General features: G+C 49.7%; 26 protein-coding genes and 1 pseudogene. 17 read left to right on the top strand and 10 right to left on the bottom strand.

The window, feature by feature from the left end:
- Positions 1–115 precede the first annotated feature (115 nt).
- Both FEK47_RS00870 and speG read left to right on the top strand, forming a co-directional pair.
- Positions 116–457: a DUF1283 family protein gene (locus FEK47_RS00870; protein ID WP_130219077.1), complete on the top strand. Its 342-nt coding sequence runs from the start codon at positions 116–118 to the stop codon at positions 455–457.
- Between the two features lie 34 nt (positions 458–491).
- Positions 492–1052: a spermidine N1-acetyltransferase gene (gene speG / locus FEK47_RS00875; RefSeq protein ID WP_064529978.1), complete on the top strand. Its 561-nt coding sequence runs from the start codon at positions 492–494 to the stop codon at positions 1050–1052.
- Positions 1053–1054: 2 nt separating this feature from the next.
- Here the strand turns inward: speG and FEK47_RS00880 are convergent, their stop codons facing one another.
- Complete coding sequence (locus FEK47_RS00880) at positions 1055–1765, bottom strand: YnfC family lipoprotein (protein WP_130209287.1); 711 nt, start codon at positions 1763–1765, stop codon at positions 1055–1057.
- Between the two features lie 106 nt (positions 1766–1871).
- On the opposite strand from FEK47_RS00880, the gene FEK47_RS00885 reads away from it, so the two are divergent.
- From FEK47_RS00885 to clcB, 4 genes and pseudogenes are all read left to right on the top strand, one after another.
- Positions 1872–2177, top strand: a complete 306-nt coding sequence (locus tag FEK47_RS00885; protein WP_135487773.1) for a DUF1161 domain-containing protein — start codon at positions 1872–1874, stop codon at positions 2175–2177.
- 51 nt (positions 2178–2228) lie between these two features.
- Positions 2229–2327: pseudogene (locus FEK47_RS00890) on the top strand (dimethylsulfoxide reductase); the annotation flags it as partial.
- A 42-nt stretch (positions 2328–2369) separates the two neighbouring features.
- A complete protein-coding gene (dmsD, locus tag FEK47_RS00895) occupies positions 2370–2984 on the top strand; it encodes a Tat proofreading chaperone DmsD (RefSeq protein ID WP_135487757.1) in 615 nt (204 codons plus the stop codon).
- Between the two features lie 159 nt (positions 2985–3143).
- Complete coding sequence (gene clcB, locus FEK47_RS00900) at positions 3144–4436, top strand: voltage-gated ClC-type chloride channel ClcB (protein ID WP_130258967.1); 1293 nt, start codon at positions 3144–3146, stop codon at positions 4434–4436.
- Here clcB and bioD read toward each other — a convergent pair.
- The 3 genes from bioD to FEK47_RS00915 all read right to left on the bottom strand — a co-directional run bounded on the left by bioD (position 4389) and on the right by FEK47_RS00915 (position 7458).
- A complete protein-coding gene (gene bioD / locus FEK47_RS00905; protein ID WP_130209293.1) occupies positions 4389–5084 on the bottom strand; it encodes a dethiobiotin synthase in 696 nt (231 codons plus the stop codon). The two genes, clcB and bioD, sit on opposite strands and share 48 nt — an antisense overlap.
- A 125-nt stretch (positions 5085–5209) precedes the next feature.
- Positions 5210–6430 (bottom strand): sugar metabolism global transcriptional regulator Mlc, encoded by a 1221-nt coding sequence (mlc, locus tag FEK47_RS00910; RefSeq protein WP_130219069.1) that lies wholly within the window; start codon positions 6428–6430, stop codon positions 5210–5212.
- 134 nt (positions 6431–6564) lie between these two features.
- Entirely contained in the window at positions 6565–7458 is an 894-nt protein-coding gene (locus FEK47_RS00915) for a LysR family transcriptional regulator (protein WP_135487756.1), read from the bottom strand.
- A 106-nt stretch (positions 7459–7564) separates the two neighbouring features.
- Here FEK47_RS00915 and FEK47_RS00920 point away from each other — a divergent pair, with 106 nt between their 5' ends.
- The 4 genes from FEK47_RS00920 (at position 7565) to FEK47_RS00935 (ending at position 10637) form a co-directional block, all read left to right on the top strand.
- Positions 7565–8818, top strand: coding sequence for an MFS transporter (locus tag FEK47_RS00920; protein WP_135487755.1), 1254 nt, complete (start codon positions 7565–7567; stop codon positions 8816–8818).
- 413 nt (positions 8819–9231) lie between these two features.
- The gene (gene asr, locus FEK47_RS00925) at positions 9232–9540 is read left to right on the top strand and encodes an acid resistance repetitive basic protein Asr (RefSeq protein WP_240727875.1); all 309 of its coding nucleotides are present in this window, start codon (positions 9232–9234) and stop codon (positions 9538–9540) included.
- Positions 9541–9632: 92 nt separating this feature from the next.
- On the top strand, positions 9633–9716 hold the full coding sequence (locus FEK47_RS00930; protein ID WP_000233091.1) for a hypothetical protein: 84 nt from the start codon (positions 9633–9635) through the stop codon (positions 9714–9716).
- Positions 9717–9815: 99 nt separating this feature from the next.
- Complete coding sequence (locus FEK47_RS00935) at positions 9816–10637, top strand: serine protease (RefSeq protein WP_130209303.1); 822 nt, start codon at positions 9816–9818, stop codon at positions 10635–10637.
- Between the two features lie 38 nt (positions 10638–10675).
- Here FEK47_RS00935 and mdtI read toward each other — a convergent pair whose 3' ends face one another.
- Together mdtI and mdtJ are read right to left on the bottom strand one after the other, a co-directional pair.
- Entirely contained in the window at positions 10676–11005 is a 330-nt protein-coding gene (gene mdtI, locus FEK47_RS00940; protein WP_130219061.1) for a multidrug/spermidine efflux SMR transporter subunit MdtI, read from the bottom strand.
- Positions 10992–11357, bottom strand: a complete 366-nt coding sequence (mdtJ, locus tag FEK47_RS00945) for a multidrug/spermidine efflux SMR transporter subunit MdtJ (protein ID WP_130219059.1) — start codon at positions 11355–11357, stop codon at positions 10992–10994. Before mdtJ ends, mdtI begins: the two co-directional genes overlap by 14 nt.
- A gap of 406 nt (positions 11358–11763) precedes the next feature.
- Between mdtJ and tqsA the strand changes: the two genes are divergently transcribed.
- Complete coding sequence (gene tqsA / locus FEK47_RS00955; protein ID WP_135385943.1) at positions 11764–12798, top strand: AI-2 transporter TqsA; 1035 nt, start codon at positions 11764–11766, stop codon at positions 12796–12798.
- Between the two features lie 24 nt (positions 12799–12822).
- Here the strand turns inward: tqsA and pntB are convergent, their stop codons facing one another.
- Together pntB and pntA are read right to left on the bottom strand one after the other, a co-directional pair.
- Positions 12823–14211, bottom strand: a complete 1389-nt coding sequence (gene pntB / locus FEK47_RS00960; protein ID WP_130219057.1) for a Re/Si-specific NAD(P)(+) transhydrogenase subunit beta — start codon at positions 14209–14211, stop codon at positions 12823–12825.
- Between the two features lie 10 nt (positions 14212–14221).
- Positions 14222–15754 carry a Re/Si-specific NAD(P)(+) transhydrogenase subunit alpha gene (pntA, locus tag FEK47_RS00965; protein ID WP_135385941.1) on the bottom strand — a complete coding sequence of 511 codons (1533 nt, stop codon included), beginning with the start codon at positions 15752–15754 and terminating at the stop codon, positions 14222–14224.
- 522 nt (positions 15755–16276) lie between these two features.
- Between pntA and ydgH the strand changes: the two genes are divergently transcribed.
- The 3 genes from ydgH to folM all read left to right on the top strand — a co-directional run bounded on the left by ydgH (position 16277) and on the right by folM (position 19552).
- Positions 16277–17221, top strand: a complete 945-nt coding sequence (ydgH, locus tag FEK47_RS00970; RefSeq protein ID WP_130209317.1) for a DUF1471 family protein YdgH — start codon at positions 16277–16279, stop codon at positions 17219–17221.
- Between the two features lie 188 nt (positions 17222–17409).
- The gene (locus FEK47_RS00975) at positions 17410–18792 is read left to right on the top strand and encodes an amino acid permease (RefSeq protein WP_130209319.1); all 1383 of its coding nucleotides are present in this window, start codon (positions 17410–17412) and stop codon (positions 18790–18792) included.
- 37 nt (positions 18793–18829) lie between these two features.
- On the top strand, positions 18830–19552 hold the full coding sequence (gene folM, locus FEK47_RS00980; RefSeq protein ID WP_135405877.1) for a dihydromonapterin reductase: 723 nt from the start codon (positions 18830–18832) through the stop codon (positions 19550–19552).
- Here folM and FEK47_RS00985 read toward each other — a convergent pair.
- Positions 19549–19884, bottom strand: coding sequence for a GlpM family protein (locus tag FEK47_RS00985; protein ID WP_130209323.1), 336 nt, complete (start codon positions 19882–19884; stop codon positions 19549–19551). The genes folM and FEK47_RS00985 overlap by 4 nt on opposite strands.
- 127 nt (positions 19885–20011) lie before the next feature.
- Here FEK47_RS00985 and rstA point away from each other — a divergent pair, with 127 nt between their 5' ends.
- The 3 genes from rstA to tus all read left to right on the top strand — a co-directional run bounded on the left by rstA (position 20012) and on the right by tus (position 23040).
- A complete protein-coding gene (gene rstA / locus FEK47_RS00990; RefSeq protein ID WP_130209325.1) occupies positions 20012–20731 on the top strand; it encodes a two-component system response regulator RstA in 720 nt (239 codons plus the stop codon).
- Between the two features lie 3 nt (positions 20732–20734).
- Positions 20735–22036, top strand: a complete 1302-nt coding sequence (gene rstB / locus FEK47_RS00995; protein WP_135487751.1) for a two-component system sensor histidine kinase RstB — start codon at positions 20735–20737, stop codon at positions 22034–22036.
- 74 nt (positions 22037–22110) lie between these two features.
- Entirely contained in the window at positions 22111–23040 is a 930-nt protein-coding gene (gene tus, locus FEK47_RS01000) for a DNA replication terminus site-binding protein (protein WP_130219049.1), read from the top strand.
- On the opposite strand, the gene fumC is transcribed toward tus, so the two are convergent.
- Positions 23037–24440: a class II fumarate hydratase gene (gene fumC / locus FEK47_RS01005; protein ID WP_135405875.1), complete on the bottom strand. Its 1404-nt coding sequence runs from the start codon at positions 24438–24440 to the stop codon at positions 23037–23039. The genes tus and fumC overlap by 4 nt on opposite strands.
- Positions 24441–24514 lie beyond the last annotated feature (74 nt).

Here is a 24514-nt window from a genome sequence, read left to right on the forward strand (position 1 = left end):
CATGTATATTTATGGCTCGACATAATATCATCACCCTATACATCCTTCTGGTACGTTTTGCGTTCGCAGTGGATCGTGTAAAATCCCCTTTAAACATTCATGTAAGGAATGAATCATGAATATTACTTTCTGCAAACGGCTCGGACTGCTCGCTTTTCTGCTACCTTGCGCACTGGCATTTAGCGCAACGACTCATGCAGAAACCAATAAACTGGTGATTGAGTCTGGCGACAGCGCACAGAGTCGCCAACAGGCGACAATGCAAAAAGAGCAATGGAATGAAACTCGCAATCTGCGTCAAAAAGTCAATAAACGCACCGAGAAAGAATGGGATAAGGTTGACGCCGCATTCGATAGCCGCGATAAATGCGAACAAAGCGCCAACATTAATGCCTACTGGGAACCGAATACTTTACGTTGCCTGGACCGTCGTACTGGCCGCGTAATTACCCCCTAACCTGTTATTGATATAAGGAATGTAAGGACACGTTATGACAAGCGCCCACAGTGTTAAGCTACGTCCGCTGGAGCGTGAAGATTTACGCTATGTGCATCAACTCGACAATAACGCCAGTGTGATGCGTTACTGGTTTGAGGAACCCTACGAAGCCTTTGTTGAACTCTCTGATCTGTACGATAAACATATTCACGATCAGAGTGAGCGCCGTTTCGTGGTGGAGTGCGATGGTGAAAAAGCGGGTCTGGTGGAACTGGTTGAAATTAACCATGTCCACCGCCGCGCAGAATTTCAGATAATCATCTCCCCGGAATACCAGGGTAAAGGTCTGGCAACCCGCGCAGCAAAATTAGCAATGGATTATGGCTTCACTGTTCTTAATCTCTATAAGCTGTATCTGATTGTCGATAAAGAGAATGAAAAAGCGATTCACATTTACCGTAAGCTCGGTTTTACGGTCGAAGGTGAACTGATGCATGAATTCTTTATTAATGGTCAATATCGCAATGCCATTCGCATGTGTATATTCCAGCATCAGTATCTGGCGGAACATAAAACGCCGGGTCAGGCAATGCTGAAGCCGACCGCGCAATAGCGTTAATAATAATCAATGGTATTTTTGATAGTGTAAACCCGTTCGACGGCGGGTTTTTCCGCTTCATCAACAATGATCAATTGGCAGTCCACCGGATTGGCGTGACTGTCATATTCACAGCTTTGCTTAACATTACCAACTTGTTGATTATTCAGTAAAGTAACCGCCGTGTAATCGAGTTTTTTGATCGGATCAGTTGACGGTGTTGCAGTGACTGATAACGTTTTGTCGTTGCTTACTGTGGTTTTACCCAGCGGATAGCCCTGTTCATCATACCTATAATCCACCTTCATCTGTTTACTGCTGGCTTTAACTACAAAGCCATTATCATCAGTTTCCCAACTCACTCCGGCGGAAGGTAATTCTGCTAACTGACATTTACCCTGTAAACGTACTTTTTTCTCCAGTGTCTGCGCGTCACGGTAATAATTCGCATCCAGCACTAAGGCAACCACGGTATTATTTTCCAGATCCAATAATTCAAGCGAATCGAAGCAACCTTCTTCCGATAAGCTGCCTGAAACACGTTTCGTCACTTCCCCTTGTTCATTCATCAATGTCTGGGTGAAATCTTTAACCGGACCACGCAGCGGATCGAAATCAAATTCATTAGAGAAGCTGGCCATCTCTGGCGTAAAAGAAAACGTCACTTCTGCGCGATCGCATCCTGTAAGCATTATCGCGAGCAAACATGGCAGTAATTTGAAATTCACTTTAGTCACCAGACAGTAGAGATTATTATCAATCATAGTAGTAAATACAGTACTTTACACGTGAAATGCTATGCTTAGTGAGTAATATTCATTTAAGGAGCCAATGATGAAAATCTCAACTTATTGCGCCGCTCTACTGCTCACAATTACCTCACCCGCCGTGCTGGCCGCGCCAGATTCTTGTGAACGGATAAAGAGCGATATTTCACAGCGTATTATCAATAACGGTGTGCCAGAAAGTAGCTTTACTTTAAGTATTGTGCCGAATGATCAGGTCGATCAGCCTGACACCAGGGTGGTTGGCCATTGTGCCAATGATACGCATAAAATTCTCTATAACCGCACCACCAGCGGTAACAATTCTGCCCCTACACAACCGACTCAGGATGGCGCGCCTGCCGAACCGCAATAAAAAGTATGATGGACGCTGGCGCGTCTTATCAGGTCTACATTCTGCAACGTGCTTGTGTTAGGGTTAACTCTCAAACCGGGCGGTGAGATGATCGGGCGAGCGCGATTTTATGGCCTGCACATGACGGTCGGAATGGCCGTCGCAGGTTAACAACTTGGTGCGGGGTAAGCCGCACGTTTCAGGATGATAGGAATGACGCATTTTTCACAACAAGATAATTTTTCTGTCGCGGCGCGTGTGCTGGGGGCGCTGTTTTATTACGCCCCAGAAAGCGAGGAAGCCGCGCCTCTGGTTTCTGCAATGACCAACGATGGCTGGGAAACTCAGTGGCCTCTACCGCAAATGTCTTTAGTACCGCTGGTAACGGCTTTTCAGCAACAGAGTGAAGAGTCGCGTACGCAGGCCTGGCAGCGTTTATTCGTTGGCCCGTGGGCGTTGCCGTCCCCGCCGTGGGGATCGGTCTGGTTGGATCGTGAATCGGTACTGTTTGGCGATTCAACGTTGGCGCTTCGTCAATGGATGCGCGAAAAAGGCATTCAGTTTGAGATGAAGCAAAACGAACCTGAAGATCATTTTGGTTCCTTGCTACTGATGGCGGCCTGGCTGGCGGAGAGCGGTCGTCAGACTGAGTGCGAAGAGTTGCTGGCGTGGCATCTTTTACCGTGGTCGACGCGCTTTCTCGAGGTGTTTATCGAAAAAGCAGAACACCCTTTTTACCGCACGCTTGGTGAACTGGCTCGCTTAACGCTGGCTGAGTGGCAGTCACAATTGCTGATTCCCGTCGCAGTTAAGCCACTGTTTCGTTAAGGTTCCCGTAGCATTACCGGATGGCGACATTAGCGCGCCATCCCATATTAAATAAGTTACAGTGTCACACCATTTCCCCACTTAAAGCACGTACAGCTTTTGCGCCTGACGTCTTTTCCCGCAAAATAGATGCCCGTGTTTAAATTGCCATTTCTACTCATGCATCATCTACACCTTTACCCGGATCTGCGCTCCCTGTTTCGTCGTCTGCTTATCGCAACGATAATCGGTATTCTCGCGGCGTTTGCCGTTGCCGGATTCCGTCATGCCATGCTGTTGCTGGAGTGGTTGTTCCTGAGCAATGATTCCGGGAGTCTGGTCAATGCTGCGACAAACCTTTCTCCGTGGCGACGCTTGTTAACTCCTGCGCTCGGCGGTCTGGTGGCAGGTTTATTGCTCATGGGCTGGCAGAGAGTTACGCAGCAACGACCCCATGCGCCGACCGATTATATGGAAGCGTTGCAGAGCGAGGGGCAGTTCGATTACGCAGCAAGCCTGGTAAAATCACTTGCCTCACTGCTGGTGGTGACCAGCGGTAGCGCAATTGGCCGTGAAGGCGCGATGATTCTGCTGGCGGCTCTTGCTGCATCCTGGTTTGCCCAACGTTTTACGCCGCGTGAAGAGTGGAAATTATGGATTGCCTGCGGTGCTGCGGCAGGCATGGCTGCAGCCTATCGCGCACCGCTTGCCGGGAGTTTATTTATTGCCGAAGTGCTGTTTGGCACCATGATGTTGGCCTCTCTTGGCCCAGTGGTGATTTCAGCCGTGGTGGCATTGCTTGTCAGCAATCTTATTAATCACAGCGATGCATTGCTCTACAGCGTTCAGCTCGAGGTGACGCTGCATGTGCGGGACTATGCGCTAATTATCAGTACCGGCGTGCTGGCTGGTCTTTGCGGACCATTACTGTTGAAAATGATGAGCGCCAGTCATCAAGGTTTTGTTCACCTAAAACTGACGCCGCCCTGGCAGTTGGCGTTAGGGGGGTTGATCGTCGGCCTGCTTTCCCTGCTCACGCCTGCCGTATGGGGCAATGGTTATAGTACGGTGCAATCATTTTTAACCACCCCACCACTGTTTACGGTCATTGCTGCGATCTTCATCTGCAAACTTTTTGCCGTGCTGGCCAGTAGCGGTTCCGGCGCGCCTGGCGGCGTGTTTACGCCAACGCTATTTATCGGGCTTGCAATTGGCATGCTGTATGGACGTAGCCTGGGGTTATGGCTTCCAGGCGGCGAAGAAATGACCCTTCTACTCGGACTAACAGGGATGGCAACACTGCTGGCTGCGACCACGCATGCGCCAATTATGTCAACATTGATGATATGTGAAATGACCGGGGAGTATCAGCTACTCCCCGGTTTATTAATTGCCTGCGTGATCGCGTCGGTAATGTCGCGGACCTTACACCCTGACTCTATCTACCGACAGCACACTACGCAGCATGGCTAAGCGGATGTATTGACCCAGTTCTCGCTGTTCAGCTCGGGGCAGATAAGGCAGTTCACCAATGAGCGGTGCCGGGAGTTTTTTACCCAGCACATCAATGATTTCAGCATAATGCGCTAACCCGGGGTTAATACGATTAGCCACCCAGCCAATGAGCGGCAGACCGTCGTTCGCAATCGCTTGTGCGGTCAGAAGCGCATGGTTAATACAGCCTTCCTGAATGCCCACCACCATCAACACCGGTAGCTGCTCCTGGACCACCCATTCAGAGAGCGGACGCAGATCATTCATCAGGCTGCGCCATCCGCCAGTCCCCTCAACGACAACATGATCAACTTTGTCAGTCAGGTTAGCCAGACCATTTGAAATGAGCGTGTAATTGATTGGACAACTGTGCGCCACGCTACTTTCTTCTTCGCTTAACGCAATGGGATTGACTGCTTCATAAGGCAGTTCAATTGATGAAACACTCTGCAACACCAGGGCATCTTTATTACGCAGCCCCTCAGGTGTCTCTTTGCTCCCCTTCGCTACGGGTTTGTATCCCGCAACCGTTTTTCCCTGGGAGGCTAACGCTTGTAGCAATGCGCGGGAAACCACCGTTTTCCCTACAGAAGTGTCTGTACCTGTTATAAAGAAACGCTTCAGCATCACTAACTCCACCGTTATGCTTCACTAATATAAGCCAGGAAAATAATTCAACGTGGAAAGTCTAAGTTATGCTTTCTGCACTCAATTTGAGATAGCGCAAATTTTGGTAGAACAGTTAAAAAATGTTAACCCTGCAACAGACGAATCAGCAAAGATCCATTATATAGCGCATCTTTTACCAGCGCGGCCCCTGCCATTGTCCCCTGATTGGTGAACTGAGTGCTCTCAACGCTAATATGCTGGCTGTATGCTGGAAGCGCCTGCTGGCGGATGCTGTCAGAAATCACAGGGAACAGAATATTTGCCGCTTTGCTTAGCGGCGAGCCAATCAGTATTTTTTGTGGGTTAAATAAATTCACCATGATGGCCAGAATGCGCCCAACATGCGCGCCTACGCCAGTGATAATATCCTTTGCCAGCAAGTCACCCTGCAACGCCGCATGGCATAATGAATCAACGCTCAAAGGCTGCCCGTGCAACATCGAACTCATTGACTGATTAAGGCGTAATTGCGCCAGTTCGAGGATGCTGTCCACACTGGCGATGGTTTCCAGACAACCGTGGTTACCGCAATAACAGCGTTTACCATACGGATCCACCTGGGTATGACCAATTTCTACCAGGCTACTGCTTCCGGCATGTAACAAGTGACCGTCGGTAATCACGCCCGCGCCAACATTGTGATCAATTACCACCTGAATCACATCGCGCGCCCCGCGAGAGGCTCCAAATAATGCCTCGGCCATCGTCCATGCACTAATATCATGCTGAATGTAAACCGGTACACCTGTGTGCTGCTCCAGCGCTTCGCCGAGCGGCATCTCTTTCACATCCTCGTAAAACGGCATCCGGTGCACAATACCATTTTCCGTATCAATAATTCCCGGCAAAGTAATGGCGATGGATGTCAGGCGTTCGAGTTTTTTCTGATGACGGATAAAAAACTGATCAATATGCGCAATGATACGTTCCAGTAAGGGCAATTCATCCTGAAGCGCCAGCTCCAGTGTCTCTTCCACCACCAGCTTGCTGCTTAAATCACGCAGGGCAAGAAAAATTAAACCACGACTGATGCGCAGAGAAAGATAATGCCAGGCTTCTGTTTCCACCACCAATCCCACCGCAGGGCGGCCACGGTTTCCCCCTTCTTTAATTTCTAACTCTTGCACCAGGTGCGCTTCTAGCATTTCGCGGACAATTTTGGTGATACTGGCGGGAGCCAGTTGCGCCATGCGGGAAAGGTCGATTCGCGAAATGGGACCAAGCTGATCAATCAGGCGATAAACAGCACCCGCGTTGGTCTGCTTTATTTGATCAATATGTCCAGGCTGGTTTTCTGCAACCACCTTATACTCCCTATATTTTCGCGCTCCGAAATAATCTGTAGGCTATGGTGAAACACTTCAATGCGTGCCGTCAAATTTTTACTTAGCCATGTGATTAACAGCACACTTTTCGGGTTTTTTAGCTGAATTTTACCTCACCTGAGAGCATTCAGCAGCTGAATACGAAAGTTTCGCGCTGCCGGACTTTGTTCATGATGCGTCGGCCAGACCAACCACATTTCAGAAACCGCATCTTTTTCAGCAATAGGTATCCAACGCATTTCATTAAGCTGAACACGCTTAAATGAGGCGGGCAAAATCGAAACGCCCAAACCGGCAGACACAAGGCCAATGATGGTCATCGCCTCGCCCACTTCCTGGGTAATAACCGGTGTAAGATTGTAGCGTCGCATCAGGCCCAGAATGTCATCATAAAGCCCTGTCCCAACGTGAGGATCAAAGAAAACAAACGGCTCTTTTGCCAGTTCCGCCAACGTAACTACAGATTTACTGGCTAACGGATGATCGTGCGGAATCATCGCCATAAGCGGTTCATGCACAATTACCGCATGGTTCAACGTCTCCGGCAGCAAAGTATTGCGTAACAGTCCCATATCGAGCGTCCCTTCGATAAGGGGCGCAATTTGCTCGCGGGTATTCATCTCGCGCGTCTGCAAATGGACATCGGGAAATTCGCGGCGAAATAACGATAAGGTATCTGACACTGCGCGAATGAATGGCGCCGATGAGGTAAAACCAATGCGTAATTCTCCCGCCTCCCCCTGATGCAGTCGTTCTGCCCGCGCTGCGGCATCGTCTACCAGAGAAAGAATTTGACGACTATCGGCAAGAAATTGCTTGCCTGCAGCGGTGAGCGCAACGCTTCGATTGGTCCTGGCCAGCAGGCGCGCGCCAATTTGTTGCTCCAACGCCTGAATCTGTTGGCTTAGTGGCGGTTGAGAAATATTCAGGCGCGCAGCAGCACGACCAAAATGCAATTCTTCTGCAACAGCGATGAAGTAACGTAGGTGACGCAATTCGATATTCATATTTCATACATATTATTTGAGACTATTAATATATTAGACATAACAATTCGATTTTCCTACTCTATTCCTGAGCTAACACAACGCGCATATTTAGTAAGGATTTCAAGTGAGTCGTACCACAACTGTTGATGGTGCTCCGGCAAGCGCCACTGACAAGCAAAACGTTTCCCAGCCAAATCAGTTCATCAAACGCGGTACGCCGCAATTTATGCGCGTGACCCTGGCGCTTTTTTCTGCCGGACTGGCAACCTTCGCACTTCTCTATTGTGTGCAACCTATCCTTCCGGTACTTTCGCAGGAGTTTGGCTTAACACCCGCAAACAGTAGTATTTCACTGTCAATTTCAACGGCAATGTTGGCTATCGGATTGCTGTTTACTGGCCCGCTTTCCGATGCCATTGGTCGCAAGCCAGTGATGGTTACGGCGCTGTTATTGGCCTCCATCTGCACGTTACTTTCGACGATGATGACCAGCTGGCACGGCATTTTGGTGATGCGCGCCTTGATTGGCCTTTCATTAAGCGGCGTGGCTGCGGTGGGCATGACCTACCTTAGCGAAGAGATCCACCCGAGTTTTGTCGCCTTTTCGATGGGGTTGTACATCAGCGGTAACTCGATTGGCGGCATGAGCGGACGCTTAATTAGCGGTGTTTTCACCGATTTCTTCAGCTGGCGAATTGCACTGGCAGCGATTGGCTGTTTCGCACTGGCCTCGGCGTTAATGTTCTGGAAAATTCTTCCAGAATCTCGCCATTTCCGCCCTTCCTCACTGCGCCCTAAAACATTGTTTATCAACTTCCGTCTGCACTGGCGCGACCAGGGATTGCCTTTATTATTCGCAGAAGGTTTTTTGCTGATGGGCTCATTCGTCACCCTGTTTAATTATATTGGCTATCGCTTGATGCTTTCCCCGTGGCATGTCAGCCAGGCGGTGGTGGGTTTATTATCGCTGGTCTATTTGACCGGTACCTGGAGTTCACCAAAAGCCGGAAGCATGACCACCCGCTTCGGACGCGGTCCGGTGATGTTGTCTTCGACAGGTGTCATGCTTGTTGGCCTGTTAATGACATTGTTCAGTTCGATATGGCTGATTTTTGCCGGGATGCTGCTCTTCTCCGCCGGATTCTTTGCCGCTCACTCGGTCGCCAGCAGCTGGATTGGCCCCCGAGCTAAACGCGCCAAAGGCCAGGCTTCCTCGCTGTATCTGTTCAGTTACTACGTGGGTTCAAGTATTGCCGGAACATTAGGTGGGGTCTTCTGGCATAACTACGGTTGGAACGGCGTTGGCGCCTTTATTGCGTCGATGCTGGTGGTCGCGATTATAGTGGGTACACGTTTGCACCATCGATTGCACGCCTGAAAAAATAAGCCCGGGCTGAGTAAAATACCCACCCGGGCTTATTGTCTGCTCAACTCAACGTTAATAACCATCCTAAAATAGACGAAGCGCCAGCCAATTCCCGCAGCGCATCTAATGTCATCAGGATAATAAATACCCAAATTAGCGGATTCATTTACTGTGTGTCATTTATTGATGATGCAAAGTAATTCTACCGTTTTGGGAACAGAGAAATAGTAAACTCGATCAAGACTACTGATATTAGTAGGGAATTTACCTTAAGTCACATCGCGTTATTATTTACCAATTTACTTTGTACATATCGTTACATGCCGAAACCAACCACTCACGGAAGCCTCTCATTACCCGAGATATAGTCATTACATCGGCCCCGTAGTGGGGTTGCATAAAAAAACCAAATTGAGGGTATGACAATGAAAAAAGTATTAGCTCTGGTTGTTGCCGCTGCGATGAGTCTCTCTTCTGCCGCTTTTGCCGCAGAGACTGCGACCACACCTGCCCCTGCAACTACTGCCACCAAAGCTGCACCTGCAAAAACCATGCATCATAAAAAACAGCATAAAGCAGCACCTGCCCAAAAAGCGCAGGCGGCTAAAAAGCATCATAAAAAAGCGACAACTGAACAGAAAGCTCCGGAACAAAAAGCACAAGCCGCGAAAAAACACACCAAGAAACACAGCCATCAGCAACCTGCAAAACCAGCTGCCCAACCAGCAGCTTAAGTTTTCAACAGCAATAATGGCGCGCCCCCTCGCGCCTGAAAATTACGGCGCTAGACGGATAACGTTTAGCGCCGCCTTAAGCGGAGGGTACTATGGTGGGCCGTTATCGCTTTGAGTTCATTCTTATCATCCTTATTTTATGTGCATTGATTGCCACTCGCTTTTATCTTTTCTGATCGTAGTTATCTGATTTCACTCCCACTTTAATCCCGTCCCGGCTATAGTATTTATGAGGGTTTGCTTTTAATAATCATAATTACCCACCAGAGTGTGATATGCGTACAACCATTGCTGTAGTGCTGGGTGCAATTAGTTTGACATCTGCATTGGTATTTGCAGATAAACCAGACAGTCCTGAATCGGCTAATGATGAAGTCAGCACCCTTTTTTTTGGTCATGATGATCGAGTGCCAGTAATTAACACGACCCAATCTCCGTGGGATGCGGTTGGGCAACTGGAGACTGCCAGTGGAAATCTCTGCACGGCCACCCTGATTGCGCCCAATCTCGCATTAACGGCGGGTCACTGTTTATTAACGCCGCCAAAAGGCAAACCAGACAAAGCAATTGCGCTGCGTTTTGTGTCGAATAAGGGGCTATGGCGCTATGAGATCCACAACATTGAAGGCCGCGTTGATCCGACATTAGGTAAACGGTTAAAGGCTAATGGAGATGGCTGGATTGTCCCGCCTGCTGCCGCGCCGTGGGATTTTGGTTTGATTGTGCTGCGCAATCCGCCTTCTGGCATTACACCCTTACCACTTTTCGAGGGAGACAAAGCAGCACTCACCGCCGCATTAAAAACGGCAGGTCGTAAAGTGACCCAGGCAGGCTATCCCGAGGATCACCTGGATACGTTGTACAGTCATAAAAATTGCGAAGTGACTGGCTGGGCGCAAACGTCGGTGATGTCGCATCAGTGCGATACCCTACCGGGTGACAGCGGTTCGCCGCTAATGCTGCATACTGATGACGGCTGGCAGTTGATTGGCGTGCAAAGTTCGGCGCCTGCGGCTAAGGATCGCTGGCGGGCTGATAACCGGGCTATCTCTGTTACCGGCTTTCGCGACAAACTGGAAGAGTTATCCCGGCAATAGCATTTAAATGCTGCCCGAAAATACGGGCAGCATAAACATCAGGCGAGTTTCACCATGATCATTCCGGCTAACAACAGGACCAGACCAACCCAGCCTTTGCGGTTTAACCGCTGACCAAACAGGACCCAACCTGCTGCTAATGTGGCGACAATACCAAACCCACCCCACAGCGCATACGCCACTGACAAGTCGATCCCTTTCACTGCCTGGGATAGTGCACTAAAAGCAGCAAGTACCGCCGCCAGCGACAGCAAGCCATAGACTTTACGGCGAAAGCCATCAGAAAATTTCAAAAAGACGTTAGCAATAATTTCCAGCACTATCGCCAGTGCCAACCAGGCGGCGTGAATCCATTCAAACTGAGCCATGATTCTGCTCCAGCGTAGATTTACGCACTTTACGTGTACCCGATTTGATCAATACAATCCCGGCAACCAGAGTTGTTAACCCGACAATTTTCATCAGCGATAAACTTTCATCAAATAACAGAACGCTAAACAGCGTAATAAATAAAATACCGATACCTTCCCACAGCGCATAGGCTACGCCTAACGCAATTTTTTTAACGGCGAAAGAGAGAAGTATATATGACAGAGAAATCATCACCAGCATTAAAATAAACCCGCTGTTTCCATCACTGACGCTAGCCCATTTCATAGATAACGTGCCGGTAATTTCTGTGGCAATAGCCAAACCTAATAAAAACCAATAAAAATACATTACCCTTCTCCTGCAAGAGAATTATTTTAATATTCGCTTAATTCAGCGAAAGTAAAGAGGTCAAGCCTAGCGCATAGCGTAAGCTTCGGCAGAAGAAAGGACTAAAGCGCGTTGCGCCAGTGCTGCTCACCTGCGAGCAAGATAGTGGATGAGGTACGAAAATGGGTAAATGTAGAAAATAACGTCCTGAACAAATTGTCCATAAAATTACAATTATCCGCAGTGTTGCTTCTCGTCATCGCGGATGATAATTGTCCTCGGTAGTTGAACACGTCTGATTTGTATCATAGCTTAAGAATTAACTCAAAACATTTTCACTTCTTTACCTGAGTGGTTTGATTTTCGTTATAATGCCGCAGCAAAAAAGAAAATATTATTAGCGAAGGAAGAAAAAACGAGGATAAACATGGCAAAGCCGATCATCACGCTCAATGGCTTAAAAATCGTCATTATGCTGGGAATGCTGGTCATTATTCTGTGCGGTATCCGGTTTGCCGCCGATATCATCGTCCCCTTTATCCTCTCTCTATTTATCGCGGTAATTCTTAACCCGCTGGTACAACGCATGGTTCGCTGGCGAGTGCCGCGCGTGTTGGCGGTGTCAATTTTGATGACCATTATCGTGATGGCGATGGTGTTAATGCTGGCCTATCTCGGTTCAACACTCAATGAACTGACCCGCACTTTGCCACAGTATCGCAGCTCAATCATAAAACCCCTGCAGGCTCTGGAACCTTTATTACAGCGCGTGGGGATTGATGTCTCAGTTGACCAACTGGCTCATTACATTGATCCGAACTCGGCAATGACGTTGCTCACCAACTTACTGACTCAGTTATCTAATGCCATGTCGTCAATATTTTTATTGTTGCTGACGGTGTTGTTTATGCTGCTCGAAGTGCCGCAACTGCCCGGTAAACTCCAGCAAATGATGGCGCGTCCGGTTGAAGGAATGGCGGCAATTCAGCGCGCGATTGACAGTGTGTCGCATTACCTGGTACTAAAAACGGCTATCAGCATCATCACCGGACTGGTCGCCTGGGCGATGCTCGCTGCACTGGATGTTCGCTTTGCTTTTGTCTGGGGATTGCTGGCCTTTGCGCTTAATTACATACCCAATATTGGCTCAGTGCTGGCAGCGATTCCCCCTATCGCTCAGGTACTGGTGTTTAATGGTTTCTACGAGGCGTTACTTGTACTGGCTGGATATCTGCTGATTAATTTGGTCTTCGGCAATATTCTGGAGCCGCGCATCATGGGGCGTGGGCTGGGGCTTTCGACATTGGTAGTATTTTTGTCGTTGATTTTTTGGGGATGGCTGTTAGGACCGGTGGGTATGCTGCTTTCCGTGCCGTTGACAATTATTGTCAAAATTGCGCTTGAACAAACAGCGGGAGGTCAAAGCATCGCCGTTCTGTTAAGCGATCTCAATAAAGAGTGACGGCCTCCGTAGAGGCCGTTGAGGTTACAGAGCTTTGAGGATTGCATCCACGCTGGCTTTGGCGTCACCAAACAGCATGTGGGTGTTTTCCTTGAAGAACAGCGGGTTTTGCACGCCAGCATAGCCGGTGTTCATCGAGCGTTTAAAGACAATCACGTTCTGCGCTTTCCACACTTCCAAAACAGGCATACCAGCAATCGGGCTCTTCGGATCGTCCTGTGCCGCCGGGTTAACCGTATCGTTGGCACCAATCACCAGTACGGTATCGGTATCAGCGAAGTCATCGTTGATTTCGTCCATTTCCAGCACGATGTCATACGGTACTTTCGCTTCCGCCAGCAACACGTTCATATGCCCTGGCAAACGGCCCGCAACCGGGTGAATCCCGAAGCGCACATTGATACCACGGGCGCGCAGTTTCTCGGTGATTTCTGCGACCGGATACTGTGCCTGCGCTACCGCCATGCCGTACCCAGGAGTAATGATTACTGAGTGCGAGTTTTTCAGCAGCTCCGCCGTCTCTTCTGCGGTGATTTCGCGGTGCTCGCCCACTTCCTGATCATCGCCGGTAGAGGAACCATCAGTGCCGAAACCGCCCGCAATGACGCTGATAAAGGAACGGTTCATCGCCTTACACATAATGTAAGAAAGAATCGCGCCCGACGAACCGACCAACGCACCGGTCACAATCAGCAGGTCATTACTGAGCATAAAGCCCGCCGCTGCCGCCGCCCAACCGGAGTAGGAGTTCAGCATCGACACCACCACTGGCATATCTGCACCACCGATGGAAGCCACCAAATGCCAACCGAAGACCAGCGCTATAGCGGTCATTATCAGCAATGCCAGCACCTGCAAGCCAACACTATCGGTACGAACAAACACCATCAACAGCAGGAAGGAAACGACCAATGCAGCCAGGTTCATTTTATGGCGGTTTGGCAGCATCAACGGTTTAGACGAAATCTTTCCGCACAGCTTACCGAACGCCACAACCGAACCGGTAAAGGTTACCGCACCAATAAAGATGCCAAGGAACACTTCCGTCAGGTGAATATTGGCCAGAATCGGTGCCATTCCCGCGTCATGATGCAGATAGCTGTTAAAGCCAACCAGCACCGCCGCCAGCCCCACGAAGCTATGCAGGATCGCCACCAGTTCCGGCATTTCGGTCATTTCGACTTTCTTCGCCAGACGGATACCAATCGCGCCACCAATGACCATCGCAACCAGGATCCAGCCAACATTGCCAGTATCCGGCCCGAAGATAGTTGCAATTAACGCAATCGCCATCCCGGCAATACCGAGGTTGTTACCACGGCGAGACGTTTCATGTTTAGAAAGCCCGGCCAGACTGAAGATAAACAGGATCGCGGCAACAATGTATGCAGCTGTAACTAATCCTCCAGACATATGTTACCCCTTAGTTTTTGCGAAACATTTTCAGCATGCGCTGAGTCACGGTAAAGCCACCGAAAATATTAATGCTGGCGATAAGCACCGCGATAAAACTAAGGAAGCTAACCCAGCCGCCCTGGCCAATCTGCAATAGAGCTCCGACAACAATAATCCCTGAAATCGCGTTAGTAACCGACATCAGCGGCGTATGCAACGCGTGGGAGACATTCCACACCACGTAATAACCTACGACGCAGGCCAGCGCGAAAACGGTAAAGTGCCCGAGGAATTCTTTCGGTGCTACGCTTGCCAACCAGCCGAAAAGGATGATTGCCAGCGCCATCAGCGCATATTTACGCCACGGTGAGCAGGCGCATTTTTCTTCGGTTTTAACATCAGGTGCCGCTTTCTGTGCTGCCTGCGGTTGGACTGAAACCTGAATCGGCGGCGCCGGCCAGGTAATTTCGCCAGAACGGATCACAGTCACGCCGCGAATCACCACATCATCAAAATCAACCGTGATATTGCCGTCTTTCTCTTTGCACAACAGTTTCAGCAGATTGACAAGGTTGGTGCCGTAAAGCTGTGAGGATTGCGTCGGCAGGCGACCAGGAAGATCGGTGTAGCCAATCACTTTGACGCCATTCTCCGTGGTGAATATTTCACCCGGCACGGTGTATTCACAGTTACCACCGTTTTGGGATGCCAGGTCGACAATCACACTACCCGACTTCATAGAATCAACCATTTCACGGGTAATCAGTTTCGGTGCTGGTTTGCCTGGAATAAGCGCAGTGGTCACAATGATATCGACCTCTTTTGCCTGGGCGGCAAAGAGTTCCATTTCTGCTTTGATGAACGCTTCCGACATCACTTTGGCGTAACCATCGCCACTACCTGCTTCCTCTTTAAAATCCAGCTCGAGGAACTCCGCGCCCATACTTTGAACTTGTTCTTTCACTTCCGGGCGAGTATCAAATGCACGCACAATTGCGCCGAGGCTGTTTGCTGCGCCAATGGCGGCCAGACCAGCAACACCCGCACCAATCACCATCACTTTTGCGGGCGGCACTTTACCTGCTGCAGTGATTTGCCCGGTAAAGAAACGCCCAAACTCATGAGCCGCTTCAACAATGGCGCGATAGCCGGCGATATTCGCCATCGAACTTAACGCATCAAGCGATTGCGCGCGAGAAATGCGTGGTACAGAGTCCATCGCCATCACCGTCACGTTACGCTCCGCGAGTTTTTGCATTAACTCCGGATTCTGCGCGGGCCAGATGAAGCTCACCAGCGTGGTTCCCGGATTTAGTAACGCAATTTCATCATCTAACGGCGCATTGACCTTCAGAATGATCTCTGACTGCCAGACATTATTCCCTTCTACAATTTCGGCGCCCGCTTGCACAAACGCTTTATCGTCAAAACTAGCCAGTTGACCTGCGCCGCTCTCTACCGCGACGGTAAAACCTAGTTTCAGCAACTGCTCCACTGTTTTCGGCGTTGCTGCAACACGGGTTTCATTGGTTAACCGTTCTCTTGGTATGCCAATTCGCATGATATTCCCTTCCATCGGTTTTATTGATGATGGTTTGCCTGTGTTTTTGATACACAAGCCGCTCATGTACGAGCTAAATGTTACTCCGTTAAAATAAATTAGTAACAAACGCCTATAACGTACTGAAAATAATGCCTGTGATCTAGCGTCAAAAATCAGTATTTCGGCGTGAACTCGCAAAATATTAACGATTCAGCCTTGATAGCGGGATAAACACCATAGAACACAGGATAATGGGCGATAATTGTCTTTGATAATCAGCTAAAACATGAGATATCACCGACGCCAGCCACCGGTTAACATTAAATTAACTTATACAATTCAGCCAGTTCAGTCATTCTTCTGTTATTGTGGCTATTTTTTAAGCACGGACGCTCATTCGATCAGATTTAAAATCAAATCAAGAAGTCTGATATGAAAAAATCACGCAGACAGTTACACACTTTAAATGCAATAATCAGCCACGTTTCTCGTTAATAACAATACCAGTACCTGGTTTGCGCAAGGCGAAGGATTATTTTTATGAAGCTTAAGAACACCCTCCTGGCGTCGGCACTGCTTTCTGCTACGGCATTTTCCGTTAACGCAGCAACAGAACTGACACCGGAGCAAGCGGCAGCGGTTAAACCTTTTGACCGTGTAGTGGTTACCGGTCGTTTTAATGCCATTGGCGAAGCGGTTAAAGCCGTTTCCCGTCGCGCTGATAAAGAAGGCGCCGCCTCTTTTTATGTTGTCGACACTTCAGATTTCGGTAACAGCGGTAACTGGCGTGTAGTTGCCGATCTTTATAAAGCCGATGCTGAAAAAGCAGAAGCTGATAAGAATCGCGTTTTTAATGGCGTTATTGAACTGCCTAAAGACCAGGCTGTTTTGATCGAACCGTATGACACCGTTACCGTCCAGGGCTTCTTCCGCAGCCAACCGGAAGTGAACGATGCCATCACCAAAGCAGCAAAAGCGAAAGGTGCCTACTCTTACTACATCGTTCGCCAGATAGATGCCAACCAGGGCGGCAACCAGCGTATTACTGCGTTCATCTACAAACAAGATGCTAAAAAACGCATCGTCCAGAGCCCGGATGTGATCCCTGCGGATTCTGATGCTGGTCGCGCGGCACTGGCCGCAGGTGGCGAAGCCGCGAAGAAAGTTGAAATCCCGGGGGTTGCCACCACTGCATCACCAAGTGCTGAAGTTGGTCGTTTCTTTGAAACTCAGTCCTCAAAAGGCGGACGTTACACTGTCACGCTTCCTGACGGCACAAAAGTAGAAGAATTAAACAAAGCGACCGCAGCAATGATGGTCCCGTTCGATAGCATTAAGTTCTCGGGTAACTACGGCAACATGACCGAAGTCTCCTACCAGGTTGCTAAACGTGCCGCGAAGAAAGGTGCTAAGTATTACCACATCACCCGCCAGTGGCAGGAACGTGGTAACAACCTGACCATCAGTGCAGACCTGTATAAATAAATAACTATTCAGTATCACATTAAGGCGGCTTTATGCCGCCTTTCAGATTTTTAGCTACAAATTTTCCCGCAACCATTGCATGCCGCCACTTCTCTTCGTAAAATCCCGCGCTTTAGTGGCATTCACCATTTTTATGCGTTTTGCCCTAATATTTATTCTTCTGAACACGTTTTAAATACTGGATATCGATGGAAAAGAAACTGGGACTGAGCGCACTCACCGCGCTGGTATTAAGCTCAATGCTGGGCGCGGGTGTTTTCAGTCTGCCGCAAAATATGGCGGCGGTTGCCAGCCCGGCAGCACTGCTCATCGGCTGGGGTATTACTGGCGCTGGCATCTTATTGCTGGCCTTTGCCATGCTGATCCTGACACGCATTCGTCCCGACCTTGACGGCGGTATTTTTACCTATGCACGGGAGGGGTTTGGCGAGTTAATCGGCTTCTGCTCCGCATGGGGATACTGGCTATGTGCGGTTATCGCCAACGTCTCTTATTTGGTTATCGTCTTTTCCGCATTAAGTTTCTTCACCGATACGCCGGAACTACGCCTGTTTGGCGATGGTAATACCTGGCAATCGATCGTCGGTGCATCGGCATTGTTGTGGATTGTTCACTTTTTGATTCTGCGCGGCGTACAAACCGCCGCCAGCATTAACCTGGTGGCGACACTGGCAAAATTATTGCCGCTTGGTTTGTTTATTGTGCTGGCGATGATGATGTTCAAACTGGACACCTTCAAGCTCGACTTTACAGGCCTTGCGCTTGGCGTGCCAGTATGGGAACAGGTGAAAAACACCATGCTAATCACACTGTGGGTATTCATTGGTGTGGAAGGTGCGGTGGTTGTTTCTTCACGGGCGCGGAATAAACATGATGTTGGCAAAGCAACGCTTCTGGCGGTGCTTTCTGCACTGGGCGTTTATTTATTGGTCACGCTGCTTTCGCTGGGGGTCGTTGCTCGTCCTGAACTGGCTGAGATTCGTAACCCGTCTATGGCCGGTCTGATGGTGAAAATGATGGGGCCGTGGGGCGAGATTATCATCGCTGCCGGATTGATCGTTTCTGTTTGTGGCGCGTATTTAAGCTGGACCATTATGGCGGCAGAAGTCCCCTTCCTGGCAGCTACCCATAAGGCATTCCCGCGTATTTTTGCGCGCCAGAATGCACAAGCAGCGCCGTCTGCCTCGCTGTGGCTGACCAACATCTGCGTGCAAATTTGTCTGGTGCTGATTTGGCTGACTGGTTCCGATTACAACACGTTGCTGACCATCGCCTCAGAAATGATTCTGGTGCCCTATTTCCTGGTTGGCGCGTTCTTGTTGAAAATCGCTACTCGTCCGCTGCATAAAGCGGTAGGTGTCGGTGCCTGCATTTATGGCTTATGGTTATTATACGCTTCGGGCCCAATGCACCTGTTGTTGTCCGTCGTTCTGTATGCGCCAGGGCTGCTGGTTTTCCTGTACGCGCGTAAAACGCATACACATGATAATGTACTGAATCGTCAGGAAATGGTGCTGATTGGCATGCTGTTAATTGCCGCAGTTCCGGCAACCTGGATGCTGGTGGGATAACGTTCGTCCCATCGTATGCTTGCAAAGGAGATTAACGATGGGGAAAACCCAGCCCTTGCCAATATTAATCACTGGTGGAGGCCGTCGTATCGGCCTCGCTCTCGCCTGGCATTTCATTCATCAAAAGCAACCGGTGATTGTCAGCTATCGAACGCACTATCCTGCCATTGATGGACTGATTAATGCGGGCGCGCAGTGTATTCAGGCTGATTTTTCAACGAACGACGGCGTGATGGCGTTTGCCGATGAAGTGTTAAAAACCACCCACGGCCTGCGTGCCATTTTGCATAACGCCAGTGCGTGGATGGCAGAAAAACCAGGTACGCCACTGACTGATGTTCTGGCCTGCATGATGCAGATCCATGTTAATACCCCTTACCTGCTCAACCATGCGCTGGAAAGATTACTGCGCGGTCACGGACACGCCGCCAGCGATATCATTCACTTCACCGATTATGTGGTGGAGCGCGGAAGCGACAAACATATTGCCTATGCTGCAAGCAAAGCGGCACTGGATAATATGACCCGTTCGTTTGCCCGCAAATTGGCACCGGAAGTGAAAGTGAATTCTATTGCACCATCGCTGATCCTGTTTAACGAGCATGATGATGCCGAATATCGCCAACAGGCGCTGAATAAATCACTGATGAAAACCGCGCCTGGTGAGAAAGAAGTTATCGATCTTGTCGATTACTTACTCACCAGTTGCTTTGTAACCGGACGCAGTTTCCCGCTTGATGGCGGCCGTCATTTGCGTTAATGCAGCTTCATCCAGCAAATAATTAGCACCCATGCGCTTAACCCCCAGCACGCAACAGAACCCACAAAAGCAGCGGGCAAGCGCATGATTCCGGTGAAATACCACAAGGACGCCAGATAAACAAAATAGGGAATAATCGACCACATACTGAAAACGATTGTGGCGCGTAAAGCTTCAATGCCGCGTTCACTGACAACAATATAATGCGCGATAAGCGCAAAGGTCGGGAAAAGCGGGATCAGCCCGGCGATATAGTAATTTTTCGTTTTTGCTAATACACCAATCAACACCACCACCAGCGCACCAAGCGCGGCTTTGATTACCAGCCCCATTTTTTACCTTAACACTTCCATAACAAGTTATCTGTAGAATACCCGATGCAACCTTGTTTAGAAACGATTGATAGTAAGTAAAATCAGCGCGGTGTATTGTGACGTTTTTATATCTGCCGTGAATAATATGAACACTATCGTATTTGTGGAAGATGACACAGAAGTCGGTTCACTGATTGCTGCGTACCTGGCAAAGCATGATATGCAGGTTACCGTGGAACCGCGCGGCGACCATGCCGAAGAGACAATTCTGCGGGAAAATCCGGATCTGGTGCTGCTCGATATCATGCTGCCTGGCAAAGACGGAATGTCCATCTGCCGCGATTTACGCGCAAAGTGGTCCGGGCCGATTGTTCTGCTGACCTCTCTCGATAGCGATATGAACCACATTCTGGCGCTGGAAATGGGCGCCTGCGACTATATTCTCAAAACAACGCCCCCCGCTGTTCTGTTGGCGCGTTTACGTTTACATTTGCGCCAGAACGAACAAGCGACGCTGACCAAAGGTATTCAGGAAACGTCTCTGACACCTTACAAACCATTGCATTTCGGTACGTTAACTATCGACCCCATCAACCGCGTAGTGACACTTGCTAACCATGAGATTTCACTCTCGACGGCTGATTTTGAATTGTTATGGGAATTAGCTACCCATGCCGGACAAATTATGGACCGCGATGCGTTGCTGAAGAATTTACGCGGCGTCAGTTATGACGGGCTGGATCGTAGCGTGGATGTAGCTATTTCGCGGTTACGAAAAAAACTGCTCGATAACGCTGCCGAACCCTACCGCATTAAAACCGTGCGTAACAAAGGCTATCTTTTTGCGCCTCATGCGTGGGAATAAGCGATGAAAAAACTGTTTATCCAGTTTTATCTTTTGCTGTTTGTCTGCTTTCTGGTGATGTCTCTGCTGGTTGGGCTGGTGTACAAATTTACCGCCGAACGCGCGGGCAAACAGTCACTGGATGATTTGATGAACAGTTCGCTGTATCTGATGCGTAGCGAATTACGCGAGATCCCTCCGCACGACTGGGGAAAAACGCTGAAGGAGATGGATTTAAATCTCTCTTTCGATCTGCGCGTCGAGCCGCTGAGTAAATATCATCTCGATAATAACGCCATGCACCGATTGCGTGGCGGAGAGATTGTTGCTCTGGATGATCAGTACACTTTTTTACAGCGTATCCCGCGCAGCCACTACGTGCTTGCCGTGGGTCCCGTTCCTTATCTTTATTTCCTCCATCAAATGCGTTTGCTGGATATCGTGCTGATCGCCTTTATTGCCATCTCCCTCGCCTTTCCGGTGTTTATCTGGATGCGTCCGCACTGGAAAGACATGTTAAAACTGGAAGCGGCGTCGCAACGATTCGGCGATGGGCATCTCAATGAACGTATTCACTTTGATGATGGTTCAAGCTTTGAACGACTTGGCGTGGCGTTTAACCAGATGGCGGACAATATCAACGCGTTGATTGCCAGTAAAAAGCAGCTTATCGATGGCATTGCCCATGAACTGCGAACGCCATTAGTGCGCCTGCGTTATCGGCTGGAGATGAGCGACAACCTGAACGCCATAGAGTCCCAGGCCTTGAATCGCGATATCAGTCAACTGGAAGCCTTAATTGAAGAACTGCTGACTTATGCCCGGCTCGATCGCCCACAAAATGAACTGCATCTTAGCGAACCAGACCTGCCGTTGTGGCTGTCAACACATCTGCAAGATATTCAGGCCGTAACCCCCGACAAAACGGTACGGATAAAAACGATCACGCCAGGTAATTACGCGGCACTGGATATGCGCTTAATGGAGCGCGTGCTGGATAACTTACTCAACAACGCCCTGCGCTACTGCCATTCAACCGTTGAAACCAGCCTGCTACTGGCAGGAAACAGAGCAACATTGATTGTTGAAGATGATGGTCCGGGAATTGCGGCAGAAAATCGCGAGCATATCTTTGAACCCTTTGTTCGCCTCGATCCCAGCCGGGACCGTGCAACTGGTGGCTGTGGGCTGGGGCTGGCGATTGTCCACTCCATCGCTCTGGCAATGGGCGGTACGGTCAATTGTGACACCAGCGAACTGGGGGGCGCCCGCTTCTCGTTCAGCTGGCCACTGTGGCACAACATCCCGCAATTCACTTCTGCCTGACACCAAACGCACGGTGGTTAAGTTGTCGTCAATGTGCTATAAATAAAGTATGTTGTAACTAAAGTGGTAATTTTATGGCCCGTTACGATCTTGTTGACCGACTCAATACGACTTTTCGCCAGATGGAACAAGAACTGGCAGCGTTTGCCGCTGAACTTGAACAGCACAAGTTGCTGGTTGCCCGCGTGTTCTCGTTACCGGAGGTCAAAAAGGAGGATGAGCATAATCCGCTTAATCGCATTGAGGTTAAGCAACATCTCGGGAAAGAAGCGCAGGCGCTGGCACTACGTCATTTCCGCCATTTGTTTATTCAACAACAGTCCGAAAATCGCAGCAGCAAGGCGGCTGTTCGTCTGCCTGGCGTGTTGTGCTATCAGGTCGATAACCTTTCACAAACGGCGCTGGCAAGTCATATACAGCGCATCAATCAACTTAAAACCACTTTCGAACATATCGTCACGGTTGAGTCAGAACTGCCTACGGCAGCGCGTTTTGAATGGGTACATCGTCATTTGCCGGGGCTGATTACCCTTAATGCTTATCGCACGCTCACCGTTCTGCACGACCCCGCCACTTTACGTTTTGGCTGGGCGAATAAACATATCATTAAAAATTTGCATCGTGATGAGGTGCTGGCGCAGTTGGAAAAGAGCCTGAAATCACCACGTAGCGTTGCACCGTGGACGCGCGAGGAGTGGCAGGGAAAACTGGAACGCGAGTATCAGGATATTGCCGCCCTGCCACAGGACGCGAAGTTAAAAATCAAACGTCCGGTGAAGGTTCAGCCAATTGCCCGTGTCTGGTACAAGGGGGATCAAAAACAAGTTCAGCACGCCTGCCCGACACCGCTTATCGCGCTGATTAATCGGGATAATGGCGCAGGCATGCCAGACGTTGGTGAGCTGTTAAATTACGATGCCGACAATGTTCAGCATCGTTTTAAACCCCAGGCGCAGCCGCTTCGTTTGATCATTCCCCGGCTGCACCTGTATGTTGCAGATTAACGCCCTGCTTTCATACTGCCGACCATCTGTTCTGGTCGTACCCAGCTATCAAACTCGGCTTCGCTAAGATAGCCCAGCGCAAGGGCGGCAGCTTTTAAGGTCAGCCCTTCTTTATGCGCTTTTTTGGCGATCTCCGCAGCTTTGTCATAGCCAATATGGGTGTTTAGCGCGGTCACAAGCATCAGCGATTCATTGAGTAGTTGGTTGATACGCTCGCGATTTGGCTCAATTCCCACCGCGCAGTGTTTGTTAAAACTTTCCATGCCATCTGCCAGCAAGCGCACCGATTGCAGGAAATTGTGGATCACCATCGGACGGAAGACGTTCAGTTCGAAGTTACCAGAAGCGCCGCCGATGTTGATTGCCACGTCATTCCCCATCACCTGGCAGCAAAGCATGGTTAACGCTTCACACTGCGTTGGGTTCACTTTTCCCGGCATGATTGAACTGCCCGGCTCATTTTCCGGGATTGAGATTTCGCCAATGCCGCAACGTGGACCGGAAGCCAGCCAGCGGACGTCATTGGCAATTTTCATCAGTGACGCCGCCAATCCTTTTAACGCACCGTGCGCCTGAACCAGCGCATCACAGGTCGCCAGTGCTTCAAATTTGTTCGGTGCGGTAACAAACGGCGCACAGGTAATGACCGAAAGCTCGTCCGCCACGCGACGCGCATACTCCGGATGGGTATTTAGTCCAGTACCCACCGCTGTACCGCCAAGAGCCAGTTCCGCTACGTGAGGCAGGCTGTATTCGATATGTTTGAGATTATGCTCGAGCATCGCTACCCAGCCGGAAATCTCCTGCCCCAGGGTCAGCGGCGTGGCGTCCTGCAAGTGGGTTCGACCGATTTTGACGATATCGGCAAATGCACGCGATTTTTCACTCAGCGTCTGTGTCAGGGTTTTAAGCTGCGGAATGAGTTGCTTGCGCAGCGCCAGCAGCGCCGCAACGTGCATCGCCGTCGGAAAGACATCGTTGGAACTTTGGCTTTTGTTCACGTCGTCGTTAGGGTGAACTTTACGTTCCATCCCGCGCACGCCGCCGAGTAATTCACTGGCCCGGTTAGCCAGCACTTCGTTCATGTTCATGTTACTTTGCGTGCCGGAGCCGGTCTGCCAGATTGCCAGCGGGAATTCGTCGTCATGCAGCCCCGCCAGTACTTCATCCGCCGCCTGACGAATGGCACTCGCTTTCTCTTCAGACAGCAAGCCTAAATCTTCATTAACTTTTGCCGCTGCGCGCTTGGTTAGCGCCAGCGCATGAATCAGTGAGGTTGGCATTTTCTCCGTCGAAATGCGGAAATGCTCCAGCGAGCGTTGAGTTTGTGCGCCCCACAGCTTATCTGCCGGGACATCGATCGCACCCATCGAATCTTTTTCGCTGCGTACTGTTTTCATGGCCTGCTCCTCACCTGATTAATTTTTTCTTTCTGTTTTGCTTTCGTTAAGCAACTTTTAGCTCACTCATTATT

The organism is Escherichia sp. E3659 (genome assembly GCF_005781135.1).
GTDB lineage: Bacteria > Pseudomonadota > Gammaproteobacteria > Enterobacterales > Enterobacteriaceae > Escherichia.